Source organism: Arthrobacter sp. 92 (assembly GCF_050260325.1).
In the GTDB taxonomy this organism is placed as follows: Bacteria; Actinomycetota; Actinomycetes; order Actinomycetales; family Micrococcaceae; genus Arthrobacter.
This window is the reverse complement of the sequence record NZ_CP189863.1, coordinates 2,343,945-2,359,125: the sequence shown is the minus strand read 5'-3', so window position 1 is coordinate 2,359,125 and position 15,181 is coordinate 2,343,945. Positions and strand designations below refer to the sequence as shown.

General features: G+C 67.0%; 13 protein-coding genes. All 13 read right to left on the bottom strand.

Annotation, left to right across the window (positions count from 1 at the left end; translation table 11 throughout):
* Positions 1 to 19: 19 nt before the first annotated feature.
* A complete protein-coding gene (locus ACP4XC_RS10845) occupies positions 20 to 2,182 on the bottom strand; it encodes a primosomal protein N' (protein ID WP_427169405.1) in 2,163 nt (720 codons plus the stop codon).
* A gap of 138 nt (positions 2,183 to 2,320) precedes the next feature.
* Positions 2,321 to 3,556: a methionine adenosyltransferase gene (metK, locus tag ACP4XC_RS10840; protein WP_427169403.1), complete on the bottom strand. Its 1,236-nt coding sequence runs from the start codon at positions 3,554 to 3,556 to the stop codon at positions 2,321 to 2,323.
* 80 nt (positions 3,557 to 3,636) lie between these two features.
* Positions 3,637 to 4,872, bottom strand: coding sequence for a bifunctional phosphopantothenoylcysteine decarboxylase/phosphopantothenate--cysteine ligase CoaBC (gene coaBC, locus ACP4XC_RS10835; RefSeq protein ID WP_427169401.1), 1,236 nt, complete (start codon positions 4,870 to 4,872; stop codon positions 3,637 to 3,639).
* A gap of 27 nt (positions 4,873 to 4,899) precedes the next feature.
* Entirely contained in the window at positions 4,900 to 5,160 is a 261-nt protein-coding gene (gene rpoZ / locus ACP4XC_RS10830; protein WP_011692102.1) for a DNA-directed RNA polymerase subunit omega, read from the bottom strand.
* A 39-nt stretch (positions 5,161 to 5,199) separates the two neighbouring features.
* Positions 5,200 to 5,772, bottom strand: a complete 573-nt coding sequence (gmk, locus tag ACP4XC_RS10825; RefSeq protein WP_427174967.1) for a guanylate kinase — start codon at positions 5,770 to 5,772, stop codon at positions 5,200 to 5,202.
* A complete protein-coding gene (gene mihF / locus ACP4XC_RS10820; protein ID WP_427174966.1) occupies positions 5,769 to 6,116 on the bottom strand; it encodes an integration host factor, actinobacterial type in 348 nt (115 codons plus the stop codon). The genes gmk and mihF overlap by 4 nt, the downstream gene beginning before the upstream one ends.
* A gap of 90 nt (positions 6,117 to 6,206) precedes the next feature.
* Positions 6,207 to 7,079, bottom strand: coding sequence for an orotidine-5'-phosphate decarboxylase (gene pyrF / locus ACP4XC_RS10815; protein WP_427174965.1), 873 nt, complete (start codon positions 7,077 to 7,079; stop codon positions 6,207 to 6,209).
* Entirely contained in the window at positions 7,072 to 10,386 is a 3,315-nt protein-coding gene (carB, locus tag ACP4XC_RS10810) for a carbamoyl-phosphate synthase large subunit (protein ID WP_427174964.1), read from the bottom strand. Before carB ends, pyrF begins: the two co-directional genes overlap by 8 nt.
* Positions 10,386 to 11,642, bottom strand: coding sequence for a glutamine-hydrolyzing carbamoyl-phosphate synthase small subunit (gene carA / locus ACP4XC_RS10805; RefSeq protein WP_427174963.1), 1,257 nt, complete (start codon positions 11,640 to 11,642; stop codon positions 10,386 to 10,388). Before carA ends, carB begins: the two co-directional genes overlap by 1 nt.
* Positions 11,623 to 12,141, bottom strand: coding sequence for a hypothetical protein (locus ACP4XC_RS10800; protein WP_427174962.1), 519 nt, complete (start codon positions 12,139 to 12,141; stop codon positions 11,623 to 11,625). The genes carA and ACP4XC_RS10800 overlap by 20 nt, the downstream gene beginning before the upstream one ends.
* On the bottom strand, positions 12,141 to 13,526 hold the full coding sequence (locus ACP4XC_RS10795; protein ID WP_427174961.1) for a dihydroorotase: 1,386 nt from the start codon (positions 13,524 to 13,526) through the stop codon (positions 12,141 to 12,143). The genes ACP4XC_RS10800 and ACP4XC_RS10795 overlap by 1 nt, the downstream gene beginning before the upstream one ends.
* Complete coding sequence (locus ACP4XC_RS10790) at positions 13,526 to 14,563, bottom strand: aspartate carbamoyltransferase catalytic subunit (RefSeq protein WP_427174960.1); 1,038 nt, start codon at positions 14,561 to 14,563, stop codon at positions 13,526 to 13,528. Before ACP4XC_RS10790 ends, ACP4XC_RS10795 begins: the two co-directional genes overlap by 1 nt.
* Positions 14,560 to 15,144: a bifunctional pyr operon transcriptional regulator/uracil phosphoribosyltransferase PyrR gene (pyrR, locus tag ACP4XC_RS10785; protein WP_427174959.1), complete on the bottom strand. Its 585-nt coding sequence runs from the start codon at positions 15,142 to 15,144 to the stop codon at positions 14,560 to 14,562. Before pyrR ends, ACP4XC_RS10790 begins: the two co-directional genes overlap by 4 nt.
* Positions 15,145 to 15,181: the final 37 nt, after the last annotated feature.

Here is a 15,181-nt window from a genome sequence, read left to right as displayed (position 1 = left end):
CCCGAGAGCCGGATCCCCGCTAGAGGACGTCGACGCCGTCAAGCCTCAGCTGGACCGGATCGTCGGTGCGCCGCGCCGCCGCGGCCGCCTTCACCGCCCGCATCACCCTCGTGGCCTCGGCCGCCTGGGCATACGGGATAAAGAGTAGTGTCCGCACGTCCTCGCCGCTTTCGGGCCGCGCTGCGTCCCGGCTGATTGCGTCCCTGCTGGCTGCGCGGTGGGCTGCCGCTCCTGTGAGCACCAGGGGTGCGGGACCGGCGGTGCGGAGCACGATCCCCACGCGGGCCAGGTGTTGTTCGATCGCTTCGGTGAAATGCACGACGGCGGTCCTTGCGCCAGTGACGGATGCGATCCGGACCGCGGGCGGCAGGTGCAGTTCCTGCCGCAGGGCAAGCTCGCGCCCGGCGTAGCCGCCGGCATCCCAACGCAGGAGCGCACCGACGCCCGCCGTGTCGTCGGCCGTGATGACCACGAGCCCGCCTTCCTGAGCGGGCCGGACCAGTACCGCCGCGTTGAACCACCGCCGCACGGCGTCTTCCCCGGCGCGGAGGTTTTCACGGCGCAGCAAGGAGTCACCGTCGAGCAAGAGGGCCGCGGCATAGCCGCCGGCGGCAACCGGTTCGGCGCCCACTGTGGCCACCACCAGGGACTTGGCGTCCGGCACATCGGCTTTGACCTGGTCCCCGGACGAGGTGACAACCGGTGTGCCCGGGAAGGCCCGGCCCAGTTCCTCGGCTGTGCGGAGCGCACCCGTGGCTGCACGGCGCAGCCGGGGGCTGTTGCAGTGCGCGCACCGCCAATCGGGCGCCGATAGTGCGCACCATCGGCATTGCGGCACCGCCGAGGCGCCGCTGGCTCCCGCGATCGCCAACGGTCCGCCGCAGGTGGTGCAACGGGCAGGTTCGCGGCAGGAGTCGCAGACCAGCGACGGCGCGTAGCCGGAACGGGCCACCTGGACCAGGACCGGTCCTCGCTCAAGGCCGTCCTTGGCCGCCCGCCACGCAGCGCCGGGCAACCTGGCGATCCGTGCCAGCGGGTCCCGTTCCTGCTCGAAGCTGTCGGCCGTATTGAGTACGCGCGGGACCGTGCGCCGCACCTCCGCTCGCTCGGCTTCCACGGGACGGGCCCACCCGGCCTCCACGAGCCGCTGCAGTTCCGTGCTGCGCGTGTGCGCAGCCAGGAGGCACGCCGCGCCCTCCTGCTCCGCCCTCAGGAGCAGGACTTCGCGCGTGTGGGCGTACGGCGACCGCTGTTCAATATGCAGGTCATCACCGTCGTCCCAGCACACCACGAGACCCAGGTTGTGTACTGGGGCGTATGCGGCCGAGCGCGTGCCCACGGCCACTGCCGCGGTTCCCTTGAGGATCCTGAGGTAGCTGCGATACCGGGGCGCCTGGCCGTCGTCGGCTGTGAGCCGGGCAATGTCCTCCCGAGGGAGGAGTTCGGTGAGTGCGCTTTCAACGCGATCAAGGTCCCGGTGGTCGGGCACCACCACGACGGCGCCGCGGCCTGAGGCCCTGACGGCCGCCACCGCTTCGGCGATGAGCCGGGGCCATCCGGCCGGACCGAAACCCTGGAGGGCGCTGAGCACGGCGCGGGGAGACTCCCCCGCGGACAGATGGTGAAGGAACGCGGCCCCGTTGACATAACGGGCCCAGACGCCGGGACCCGGCGCTGCGGAAGGCGCCTCGGGTGGCGCCAGCATAACCGCGGGCACCCCGGCGGCCAGTTCCTTCTCCACTTTCACCACGCGTGGCGGGATGGCGACGCGCAGCACATCGCTCACAGTCCCGGCATAACGGGCGGCCACCCGCCCGGCCAGTTCGGCCAGGGCCGGCGACAGGACCGGCACCGGCGACACCACTTTGCGCAGCGGCAGGAGGGTGTGGCCGGCGTCGGATTCCGCCATGCGGTCCAGGATGTAGCCGTTGAGTTCCTGTCCGTTGAACGTGACTTTGACCCGGGCGCCGGGTTGAGCGGCCTGGTCAATCGCGGCAGGCACGCTGTAATCGAACGGCCGGTCCAGGTGCGGCAGGGACGACTCGATCAGGACTCGTGCCACCGGCAGCTCAGGGGCCAGGGGCGGCCCGGAAGGTGACGGAGCCCGGTCCGGAAACCCGTGGAGCAGCGAGAGCTGAACGGGTTCCTCCGGCACATGGCGTGCGATGTGAGGGGCCACCATAAGAAGAACCTCCGTTCAGCAGCCTCGGGCGGACCGTGTCCGGCCGGACCTGGGTCTGGTCCGCTTGAGCGGCGGCCCTGCTACAGCAAAGCACAGCCCGCCGACAATATAACCGTCCACCAGCTCCGGTCCGTGGACTTAGGCGTTGAAGAAGGCCTTCAGCTCGTCCACGCGGTCCAAGCGCTCCCAGGTGAAGTCCGGATCATCCCGGCCGAAGTGGCCGTGCGCGGCGGTCTTGGCGTAAATGGGCCGCTTGAGGTCCAGGGCGTCGATGATGGCCCGCGGTCGCAGGTCGAAAATCTCGGCAATGGCTTGGCTGATCTTCTGCGGGTCCACCGTTTCGGTGCCGAAGGTTTCCACGTAGGTTCCCACGGGGCGGGCCTGGCCAATTGCGTAGGCGATCTGGATCTCGGCCCGTTTGGCGAGTCCTGCAGCCACAACGTTCTTGGCCACCCAGCGCATGGCGTAGGCGGCCGACCGGTCCACCTTCGACGGGTCCTTGCCGGAAAAGGCACCGCCACCGTGCCGTGCCATGCCGCCGTAGGTGTCAACAATGATCTTGCGTCCGGTAAGACCCGCATCACCCACGGGACCGCCGATGACGAAGGCGCCGGCAGGGTTGAGGATGTTCACGGTGCGGGAAATATCCAGGTTCGCGGACGCGAGCACCGGGTCGATCACGTGGGTGGCCAGGTCGGCGCGAAGGCGGTCCAGGCTTGCGCCCTCGGCGTGCTGGCTGGAGATGACGATGGTCTCCACCGAGACGGGACGGTCACGGTCGTAGCCCACGGTGGCCTGGGTCTTGCCGTCGGGACGGAGGTAGGAAAGCTCGCCGTTCTTGCGCACTTCGGTGAGGCGCTCCGAGAGACGGTGTGCGATCCAGATGGGAACGGGCATGTAGGACGGTGTCTCGTCACTGGCGTAGCCGAACATCAGGCCCTGGTCCCCGGCACCCTGAAGGTCGTAGTCGTCCTCCTGGCGTCCTTCCCTGGCCTCCAGCGAATTGAAGACGCCGCCAGCGATGTCGTTGGACTGCTGGCCGATCGAGACGGACACCCCACAGCGGGCGCCGTCGAAGCCGTTGGCCGAGGAGTCATACCCGATCCCCAGGATGGTCTCCCTGACAATCTGCGGGATCTCCACGTACGCGTCCGTGGTGACTTCGCCCGCGACGTGGACCAGCCCCGTGGTGGCCAGCGTTTCCACGGCTACCCGGGATTCCGGGTCCTTGGCCAGCAGTGCGTCCAGGATGGCGTCACTGATCTGGTCACAGATCTTGTCCGGGTGACCTTCGGTCACTGACTCCGACGTGAAGAGCCGAAGGGACGGGGGCGTGGCGCCGTGGGCTGCGGGGATGTGCAAGGGTAAAGTCACTCAACTACCTTACTGGTTGGAAAACGGACAAGCGGCAGCATATGTCCCCCTGCTAAGGCGGATTTGCCGACGCCGCCCGTTCAGGCTCGGGGAAAGACTCGGCTCAACTCCGAGCTGATGCGGTCAATGACAGCGGCGGCAACATCGTTCTTGGAGCCGGACGCTGCTTGGGGTTCGGAGCCGGAACGCGAAAGGATGACTACGGAGTTGTGGTCCTGGCCGAAGACCCTGCCCCCACCCACGTGGTTGACCACCAGGAGGTCGCAGCCTTTGCGTCGGAGTTTGTCCCCGGCATAGTCCAGGATATCGCCGCGCTCATCTCCGGTTTCGGCGGCAAAACCCACGATCAGCTGTCCTGGCCTGCCCGCATCACGTACTTCCACAAGCTCCTTCAGGATGTCCGGGTTCCGCAGCAGCGTGATGACGGGGTCCGTGGCGTCGTCGCGCTTCTTGATTTTGGTGTCCGAGACCTCAGCCGGCCGAAAGTCCGCCACAGCGGCGGCCATAATCACGACGTCGGAAGTGACCGCTGCGGTCAGGGCGGCTTCGCGGAGCTGCAGCGCGGTCTCAACTTCCACGACCTCGACACCGGCCGGGGCGGGCACCTCCATATGGGCGGCGATCAGCTTCACGCTGGCACCGGCGTCGCGCGCGGCGGTGGCAAGGGCCACGCCCTGTTTGCCGGAGGAGCGGTTGCCCAGGAAGCGGACCGGGTCCAAAGGCTCGCGGGTGCCCCCGGCGCTGATGGTCACGGTGCGGCCGGCCAGGGGAAGGTGGCCGCGGATGGCTCCGTCGTGCACCAGGGCCATGGCGGCCGCGAAGATGGCGTCGGGCTCCGGCAGCCGGCCGGGCCCGGAATCCGCTCCCGTCAGCCGGCCGCTGGCAGGTTCGAGCACCGTCACGCCCCGGCTGCGGAGCGTCTCCACATTGGCCTGTGTGGCGGCGTGCTGCCACATTTCGGTGTGCATGGCCGGGGCCATCAGCACCGGTCCACTGGCCATCAGGAGGGTGTTGGTCAGGAGATCGTCGGCGTGGCCGCCGGCAGCGCGGGCAAGAAGGTCCGCTGTGGCCGGGGCAACCACGATCAGTTCGGCCTCGTGGCCAAGGCGGACGTGGTTGACCGAGGGCACGTCGTCGAAGACGCTGTTGCTGACGGGGTTTCCGGACAGCGCTTCCCAGGTGGCGGTGCCGACAAACCGGCTTGCGGCCTCCGTGGGGATGACCGTGACGTTGTGCCCGGCTTCAGTAAAAAGCCGGAGGAGCGATGCCACCTTGTAGGCGGCGATCCCTCCCCCGACTCCGAGGACTATGCGCACGTGACCTCCGTCAACAGGCAGTCTGTTTTACTCTGCGGGTTCGATCGGCGTGGAGACGAGCTTGCCCTCATTGATTTCGCGAAGCGCGATGGACAGCGACTTCTCGTTCAGCTTGGTGTCGACCAGCGGGCCAACGTATTCGAACAGGCCCTCGTGCAGCTGGGCGTAGTAAGCGTTGATCTGACGTGCACGCTTGGCACCGAAGATCACCAGGCCGTACTTGGAATCGGCCGCTTTGAGCAGCTCGTCGATCGGCGGGTTGATGATGCCTTCAAGGTTCGTGGACACGAATTCTCCAAATTCTAACGGGCCGGTGCGTCCCGGCGGCTAGCGCGGGTGCGGGGTCAGCCCCATGAGTGAAACAAGCTCGTCCGCTGCCCGTCGAACGTCATCATTGATGACGGTGTGATCGAACTCCGGTTCAGCGGCAAGTTCTAGTTTAGCGGTTTCCAGCCTTTGCTGTTGTTCCTCCGCGGTTTCGGTGCCGCGGCCCACCAGTCGGCGGACCATTTCATCCCAGCTCGGCGGCGCGAGAAAGACGAATTGGGCGTCGGGAACCGCCTGTTTGACCTGGCGTGCTCCCTGCAGATCTATTTCCAGCAACACCGACCGTCCCTCGGCGATGGCGTCCTCGACGGCGCTGCGCAGTGTGCCGTAGCGGTTCCGGCCGTGGACCACGGCCCATTCCAGCATTTCGCCGCGCTCCACCAGATCATCAAATTCCTCGGCGGACTTGAAGAAGTAGTGGACTCCATCCTTCTCACCCGGACGCGCCGGACGCGTGGTGGCTGACACGGAGAGCCAAACCTCGGGATAGTTGTCACGGATGTAGGTGGACACGGTGCCTTTGCCAACAGCCGTGGGGCCGGCGAGGACTGTCAGTCCCGGTTTCTTACTCACATATTCCTTTGGGCGGTATTCGAATGGCGCTTCTCGTTCATAAAATCTACCAGCGCCCGGCGCTGGTGAATGCCGAGCCCCCGCAGCCGGCGTGAGGCGGCAATGCCCAGCTCATCCATCATGGCCGCCGCCCTGACCCGGCCTATGCCTGGCAGCGCCTCGAGCATCTCGGACACCTTCATTCTTGCGATGGCCGGGTCCGAGGCGCCCGAACTGATGAGATCGTCAACAGAGAGCGCACCGGACTTGAGCTTCTCCTTCGCCGCCGCCCTGGCCGCCCGCGCCGCGGCGGCCTTGTTCAGCGCATCACCGCGCTCCCCCGGTGTTAAGGGTGGCAAGCTCACTTACGTCATCCCCGTCTCATCCGACCGGTCCACGGCTGCGGACGCGGAATCACCTGAACGTACACTTTGGCTGTCTCCCAAATCAATGCCTCAGCCGGGCAGCAGCGGATCCAACGTCCGCCGGGCGGCGTCGCGAAGGGAGGTGACGGCGGGGCCAGCGGAGAGGATATCCCGGCTTGAAGTGCCCAGAACCTGGGCATAGGCGGCACCGAAAGTTGCCCGGAGGTCCGCCGCGGTTGCACCCTGTGCACCGAGGCCGGGCGCGAGGATCACCCCGCGCACAGCTGCCAGATCAAGTTCAAGATCCTGCAGGGCTCGCCCCACGGTGGCACCGACCACGAGGCCCACGGACCCCAGGGAACCTTCGTAACGCCGGTTTTCCGAGGCTGCGGACTCCGTGATGCGGCGCGCCACCGAATCGGAGCCGCCCACGTGCTGCACGGACGCACCCTCCGGATTGGAGGTCAAAGCCAGTACAAACACTCCGCGGCCGGACTGTGCGGCCAGGTCGAGGGCCGGCCGCAGGGATTCGAAGCCAAGATAGGGGCTCAGCGTCACCGAGTCCGCGGCCAGGGGGGAGCCGTCCCGCAGCCAGGCGTCGGCATAGGCAGCCATCGTGGAGCCGATGTCCCCGCGTTTGGCGTCGGCAATGGTCAGCACGCCGGCGTCGGAGGCAGCTGCAAGCGTCCGCTCCAGCACTGCCATCCCGGCTGAACCGTGGCGCTCGTAGAGCGCCACCTGCGGCTTGAGCGCTGCAGCGAGCTGTCCCACTGCCTCCAGGACCGTGAGGGAAAAACGCTCCAGGCCAGCGGCGTCGTCGTTCAGGCCCCAGGCCTTCAACAGCGCGGGGTGCGGATCAATCCCCACGCACAGGGGGCCGCGTTCGGCCATGGCCCGGCCCAGCCGGGAACCGAAAGGCTCCCGGCCGGGCACCGTGCCGCTACCGGCGACGACCTCAGGCATTCTGCGCGGCTTTTTTCTGGGATGCAGCGAGGTTGGCGGCGTGCTCCTGCAGGCTCGTGACGGACCACTCGTACGTGCGCAGCGCCTCGATGGCCTGGACGGCGGCGTTGAACTCGGCCACCGTTGTGATGCACGGGATGCCAATCGACGTCGCGGCGGCACGGAGTTCGTAGCCGTCGCTGCGGGCCTCGCCGCCGGAAGGCGTGTTGAAGACCATGTCGATCTCGCCGGCGATGATGAGGTCCGCGATGGTGCCCTCGCCTTCGGCGCTGGAGCCTTCGGCAACCTTCCGGACCGGGGTGGCCTGGATGCCGTTACGGCGCAGGACATCTGCCGTGCCGCCGGTGGACACGATTTCGAAGCCGAGGTCCGAGAGCCGCTTGACGCCCATGATCACGGACCGCTTGTCCCTGTTGGCCACCGAGACGAACACCTTGCCCTCAGTGGGCAGGGCGTTGTTGGCGGCGGCCTGGCTCTTGGCGAAGGCGGTGTCGAAGTGCTTGTCGATGCCCATGACCTCGCCGGTGGAACGCATTTCCGGGCCGAGGAGGGAGTCGACGACCTTGCCTTCGGGGGTCCGGAAGCGGCTGAACGGCAGCACGGCCTCCTTCACCGAGACGGGAGCGTCCAGGGGCAGGGTGGAGCCGTCCCCGGTTTCCGGCAGCATTTTGTAGGCGCTGCGCAGCTGGTTGATGGTGACGCCGGTGCCGATCAGGGCCGCAGCCTTCGCCATCTGGACGCCGGTCGCCTTGGAGACGAACGGCACGGTCCGGGACGCCCGGGGGTTGGCTTCAAGGACGTACAGCACGTCCGAGGCCAACGCGAACTGGATGTTGATCAGGCCGCGGACCCCCACACCCTCCGCGATGGCCCGGGTGGCCGTGCGGACCCGCTCCAGCACGTTGTTGCCCAGCGTGATGGGAGGCAGGACGCAGGCGGAGTCACCGGAATGGATCCCGGCCTCCTCGATGTGCTCCATAATGCCGCCGAGGTACATGTCCGTTCCGTCGTACAGGGCGTCGACGTCGATTTCGACGGCGTCCTCAAGGAACCGGTCGATCAGCACCGGGTGGTCCGGCGTGATTTCCGTGGCGTTGGCGATGTAGCGGGAGAGGTTGGGCTCGTCGTAGACGATCTCCATGCCGCGGCCGCCGAGGACGTAGGACGGGCGGACCAGGACCGGGTAGCCGATTTCATCGGCGATCTTCTTGGCGTCTTCGAAGGAAACGGCGGTGCCGTTCTTGGGCGAGATGAGTCCGGCTTCGTCGAGGACGCGGGAGAAGGCGCCGCGGTGTTCGGCCAGGTCGATCGCCTCCGGGGACGTGCCCAAGATGGGAACGCCGGCGTCGGCGAGCTGCTGTGCCAGCTTCAGCGGGGTCTGGCCGCCGAGCTGGACGAAGACGCCCATCACGCCTCCGGTGCGCTCCTCGGCGGCGATGACTTCGAGGACGTCCTCGAGGGTGAGCGGCTCGAAGTAGAGGCGGGTGGAGACGTCATAGTCGGTGGAGACGGTTTCCGGGTTGCAGTTGACCATCACGGTCTCGTAGCCGGCCTTGCGCAGCGCCATGGAGGCGTGCACGCAGGAGTAGTCGAACTCGATGCCCTGGCCGATCCGGTTCGGTCCGGAGCCGAGGATGATGATGGACGGCTTGGCGTGCAGCGCCACCTCGTCTTCCTCGTCGTAGGACGAGTAGTGGTACGGGGTGTAGGCGGCGAACTCGGCGGCGCAGGTGTCCACGGTCTTGTAGACCGGACGGATCCCGAGGGCCTGCCGAACGCCCCTGACCACGGCCTCGGAGTTGTGCGTGAGTGCGCCGATCTGCTCGTCGGAGAAACCGTGGCGCTTGGCGCGCTGCAGCATCTCCTGGGTCAGGGCGGTGGACTTGCGGATTTCGACCGAGATCTCGTTCAGCAGCTGGAGCTGGTCCAGGTACCACGGATCGATCTTGGTGGCTTCGAAGAGCTGCTCGACGCTGGCTCCGCCAAGCAGGGCGCGCTGGACCTGGTGCAGGCGTTCGGTGGTGGGCCGCTTGGACTTCTCGATCAGTTCCGGCACCTCCCACTCCGGGACGTGGCTGAAGTCCAGCTGCGAACCCTTCTGCTCCAGGGAACGCAGGGCCTTCTGCAGCGCCTCGGTGAAGTTGCGGCCCATGGCCATGGCCTCACCCACCGACTTCATGGTGGTGGTCAGGGTGGGGTCCGCCGCCGGGAACTTCTCGAAGGCGAAGCGCGGAACCTTCACCACGACGTAGTCCAGGGTCGGTTCGAACGAGGCGGGCGTCTTCTGGGTGATGTCGTTGGGGATCTCGTCGAGCGTGTAGCCGAGGGAGAGCTTGGTGGCGATCTTGGCGATGGCGAAGCCGGTGGCCTTGGATGCCAGGGCGGAGGACCGAGAGACCCGCGGGTTCATTTCGATCACGACGACGCGGCCGGTGTCGGGCTCCACGGCGAACTGGATGTTGCAGCCGCCGGTGTCCACGCCCACTTCGCGGATGACCGCGATGGAGATGTCGCGCAGGCGCTGGTATTCACGGTCCGTGAGGGTCAGGGCGGGCGCCACCGTGATGGAGTCACCGGTGTGGACGCCCACGGGGTCGAGGTTCTCGATAGAACAGACAACCACCACGTTGTCGTTCTTGTCACGCATCATCTCGAGCTCGTATTCCTTCCAGCCGAGGATGCTCTCTTCGAGCAGCACCTCGCTGGTGGGGCTGTACTGCAGGCCCTGGCCCACGATCCGGCGGAGATCGTCCTCGGTGTAGGCGAGGCCGGAGCCCAGGCCGCCCATGGTGAAGGACGGACGGACCACCATCGGGTAGCCCAGGTCCTCAGCGGCCTCAAGTGCCTGGTCCATGCTGTGGATGATGTGGCTGCGGGCCGACTCCGCGCCGCAGCGCTCCACGACGCCCTTGAACTTCTCGCGGTCCTCGCCCAGCTCGATGGCAGCGATGTTCGCGCCGATCAGCTCGACGTTGTACTTCTCCAGCACGCCGTTCTTATCCAGGGCGATCGCCGTGTTGAGGGCTGTCTGGCCGCCCAGGGTGGGCAGGATCGCGTCGGGGCGTTCCTTGGCGATGATCTTTTCCACCACCTCAGGGGTGATGGGTTCCAGATAGGTGGCGTCGGCGAACTCGGGGTCCGTCATGATGGTGGCCGGGTTGGAGTTGACGAGGATGACGCGCAGGCCTTCCTCCTTGAGGACGCGGAGAGCCTGGGTGCCGGAGTAGTCGAATTCGGCCGCCTGGCCGATCACGATGGGGCCGGAACCGATGACCAGGACGCTCTTAAGGTCAGTTCTCTTAGGCATTACTTCTTGTCCTCAGTCTTGGAATCGGTGGCAGTCTTTGTTGTGGATGCGGTGTCGGCCATCAGCCCGATGAAACGGTCGAACAGGTAGGCGGCATCGTGCGGGCCAGCTGCGGCCTCCGGGTGGTACTGGACCGAAAATGCCGGTATATCCAGGCAAGAAAGCCCTTCCACGACGTCGTCGTTGAGGCTCACGTGGCTGACCTCGACGCGGCCGAAGCGCTTCTCGGGTGCCGTGGTGGCGCCGTCGAGCGGGGCGTCCACGGCAAAGCCGTGGTTCTGCGAGGTGATCTCCACCTTGCCGGTGCGGCGGTCCATCACGGGCTGGTTGATGCCGCGGTGGCCGTACTTCAGTTTGTAGGTGCCAAAGCCCAGGGCGCGGCCCAGGATCTGGTTGCCGAAGCAGATGCCGAAGTAGGGCAGCTTCTCATCCAGGACGGACCGGAGCAGCTTCACCTGTGTGTCGGCGGTGGCGGGGTCGCCGGGACCGTTGGACATAAAGAAGCCGTCCGGGTTCACGGCCCGGACATCCTCCAATGTGGCGGTGGCCGGCAGGACATGAACGCGTACGCCGCGCTCGGCGAAGCGGACGGGGGTCATGCGCTTGATGCCGAGATCGATCGCGGCAATGCTGAACCGGGGCTCGCCTTCCCAGCCGTGGTCCTTGGGCTCCACGGTGTAGGCCTCGTCGACACTGACTTCCTCGGCGAGCCGTGCGCCCTCCATGGGTGCGCTGGCGAGGACGGCGTCCAGCAGTTCCTTGTCCGTCCGGCGCGCCGCGTCGCCGGAGAAAATGCCGGCGCGCATGGTCTTGTGCTCCCGCAGGTGGCGGGTAACGGCGCGGGTGTCCACGCCCTGGATGCCCACGATGCCCTGTTCGATGAGTTCGTCGTCGAGGCTGCGTTCGGAGCGCCAGTTGGAGGGGCGGCGGGCGGCGTCGCGGACGATATAGCCTGCCACCCAGATGCGGCGTGACTCGGCGTCGTCCTTGTTGACCCCCGTGTTGCCGATATGCGGGGCCGTCTGGACCACCAGCTGGCGGGCGTAGGAGGGATCGGTGATGGTCTCCTGGTAGCCGGTCATGCCGGTGGCGAAGACGGCCTCGCCCAGGGCCGTTCCGGTTGCTCCGTAGCTGGTGCCGCGGAAGAGCCGGCCGTCCTCGAGCACAAGAACTGCGGGGGTGGATGCTGCAGCGGGTGCAGTGTGGTTTGCTGTCACTTTGGAATCCGTCACTTTGTTACTTTCCACTATCGGCATCTGCCTGAGGGGCTGCGGAGATCAGTTCTTGGAATGCTGCAAGCAGCGTTTTTTTGTCTTCGGCGCGGCGGGTCCGGAAGCCGGTGTCCAGTTCGCGGGAACCCAGGGACCAGGTGAGGACCAGCAGCCCGTCTTTCTCGACGAACTTTCCGGCCATTCCGCTGTCCTGGCGAGCTCCGTGGAGGGCGGTCACCGGAATAAAGACCGGGCCCGATCCGGAGCGTTCGAACAGCACGCCTTCGGGGTGCACGCTCAGTTCGGCGTTGGTGCGGATGCCCAGTCCCTGCACGGCAATGCGGTCCAGCCAGTCACCGGCCGTGGTGGTGGCAACATATTGGCCATCAGCCGAGGCAAGCGCGCGGCCGAGTTGGGCCGGGACGGCCGGCAACTCTTCGACGTCGGCCTGCCGGCGGAGTCGGCTCCGCCAGCCTACGCCGAGAAGGACGAACACGACGGCGATGATCGCCAGCATGAGCAGTCCGGGAAGGATTTTATCCATCAGTGCCGGCCCGCCGGCACGTCGGCGGCTGAGACATCAACAGCCGACTCCGCCGCGTGGCGGTAGGGGGTGTTGAGCTTGCCGTCCAGCACAGTGGGGTGGCCCTTGAAGAACGTCGCCACCACCCTGCCGGGGAGTTCCCTGCCGGCAAACGGAGAGTTACGGCCCATGGTTGCCATCTTAGAAGGCTCAACGGTCCAGCGCGCAGACGGGTCCACGAGTGTGACGTTTGCGGGCTCCCCGGCTTCCAGCGGCCGTCCCTGGTCTGTTACCCGGCCGATCGCGGCGGGGGCAGTGGACGTGACGCGGGCAAAGTCGGCCCAGCCCATCAACCCTGTTTCGATCATGGTCTGCTGCACCACGGAGAGTGCCGTTTCCAGGCCTGTCATGCCCATGGCCGCCTGCGCCCATTCACATTCCTTGTGCTCGCTGGGGTGCGGGGCGTGGTCGGTGCCGACGACGTCGATGGTGCCATCGGCGAGACCGGCGCGCAGGGCCTGGACATCGGAATCGGTGCGCAGTGGAGGGTTCACCTTGTAGACGGGGTCGTAGCTGCGGACAAGTTCGTCCGTAAGCAACAGGTGGTGCGGCGTCACCTCGGCGGTGACGTTGATGCCGCGCGCCTTGGCCCAGCGGACGATCTCCACCGAGCCCGCGGTGGAAACGTGGCAGACGTGCAGCCGTGAACCGACGTGCTGGGCGAGGAGAACGTCGCGGGCGATGATGCTTTCCTCGGCGACAGCGGGCCACCCGGTCAGTCCCAGCACCGCCGAGACTTCGCCTTCGTTCATTTGCGCGCCGGCTGTGAGGCGGGGTTCCTGCGCATGCTGGGCCACCACCCCGTCGAACGCCTTGACGTATTCGAGGGCGCGGCGCATCAGCACAGGATCGTGGACGCAAATACCGTCATCGGAGAAGACGCGGACCTGGGCGCGGGAATCGGCCATGGCGCCGAGTTCGGCGAGTTGCTCGCCGGCGAGTCCCACGGTGACCGCGCCCACGGGACGGACGTCCACCCACCCGGCGGTCCGGCCCAGGCTGTGCACCTGTTCGACGACGCCGGCCGTGTCCGCCACGGGGGTGCTGTTCGCCATGGCGTGGACGGCGGTGTAGCCGCCCAAGGCTGCGGCACGGGTGCCGGTTTCGACCGTTTCGGCGTCTTCCCGCCCCGGCTCCCGGAGGTGCGTGTGGATGTCCACCATGCCCGGCAGCGCCACCAGTCCGGCGGCCTCGATGACGGTGGCGCCGTTGGCGTCCAGGTGCTGGCCGCGGGCGGCGATGACGCCGTCCCGGATCAGGAGGTCTTCGGCGTCTCCGCCGAGGATTGCGGCACCGCGGATGAGGTAGGTGGCGCCCTTGGCCGCGTCCTGTTGATCGTGTGCCATCAGTGGCTCTCCCTGTTCAAGTTGGCGGTGTTGGAGTGGGCCGCGCTTGGGGCGACGGCAGTTACGGCGGGTTCACGGGTATCCCCGGACAGCAGCAGATAGAGGGCCGCCATCCGGATCGAGACGCCATTGCGGACCTGCGCCAGCACGGTGGAGCGGGGCGAATCGGCGGCCGCGGCGGAAATTTCAAGCCCCCGGTTCATCGGGCCCGGGTGCATGATGATGGTGTCCTTGAGCCCCAGCTCGTCCAGGGCGCGGAGCCGGTTGTCGTCGAACCCCCAGCGGCGGGAGTATTCGCGTGTGGAGGGGAAGAAGGACGCATTCATCCGTTCGCCCTGGACCCGCAGCATCATGACCGCGTCGACGCCTTTCGCGAGCGTTTCGTCGATGTTGTAGCTGACGCTGCACGGCCATTTTCCGACGCCGATGGGCAGCAGCGTGGGCGGGGCAACGAGTGTTACCTCGGCGCCGAGGGTGCGGAGCAGCCAGACGTTCGAGCGGGCCACCCGGGAGTGCAGGACGTCGCCGGCAATGGCGACGCGCATGCCCTTCAGGTCGCCCCCGGCCGACGGTGTCCCGTGGAGCTTGGCCCAGTGCCGGCGCATGGTGAAAGCGTCCAGCAGCGCCTGGGTGGGATGTTCGTGGGTGCCGTCGCCGGCGTTGATCACGGCGGCGTCGATCCAGTCCGTGGCTGCCAGGCGGTGCGGCGCACCGGAGGCCCAGTGGCGGATGACGACGGCGTCGGCCCCCATTGCGGCGAGCGTTTGGGCCGTGTCCTTGAGGGACTCCCCCTTGGAGACGGAAGATCCCTTCGCGGCGAAGTTGATGACGTCCGCGGAGAGCCGCTTCGCTGCCGCCTCGAAGGAGATCCGTGTGCGGGTGGAATCCTCGAAGAACAGGTTCACCACCGTGCGGCCGCGGAGCGCGGGCAGCTTCTTGACTTCGCGGTCCCCCACGGCCGCCATCTCCTCGGCCGTGTCGAGGATGCGGATGGCGTTGGCAAGGCTGAGGTCCCCGGTGGAGAGCAGGTGTTTCATGCGCCTGCCTCGATGACCACTTCGTTGACGGGGGCGCCGTCCACGGTGTCGGTTTCTTCAAGCCGGACCCGGACCTTTTCGGAGGAGGACGTGGGGAGGTTCTTGCCCACGTGGTCGGCGCGGATCGGCAGCTCGCGGTGCCCGCGGTCGATCATGACAGCCAGCCGGACGATGCGCGGGCGGCCAAGGTCCACGAGGGCGTCAAGGGCGGCGCGGATGGTCCTGCCGGAGTACAGCACGTCATCGATCAGGACCACGACTTTGTTATCGATGCCGGTGCGCGGCAGCTGCGTGGGATATGGCGGCCGTGTGGGCTGGTGGGACAGATCGTCCCGGAACATGGTCACATCCAACTGGCCCACGATGGCGGCGGCGTCCACGGTGGGGTCTGCGGCGGCGATCTTCTTGGCCAGGCGGACGGCCAGCGGGTAGCCGCGGCGTGGAATACCAAGCAGCACCAGATCCTGGGAACCTTTGTTGGCCTCGAGGATCTCATGGGCGATACGAGTGAGTGCACGGTCGATATCCGCAGAGTTGAGCACAACCCTGGCCGGAACCGGCGCTTCTGTGACTGAAGTCAAAGCTCGTCTCCCCTTTCCCCGCCTCACGGGACGGAAT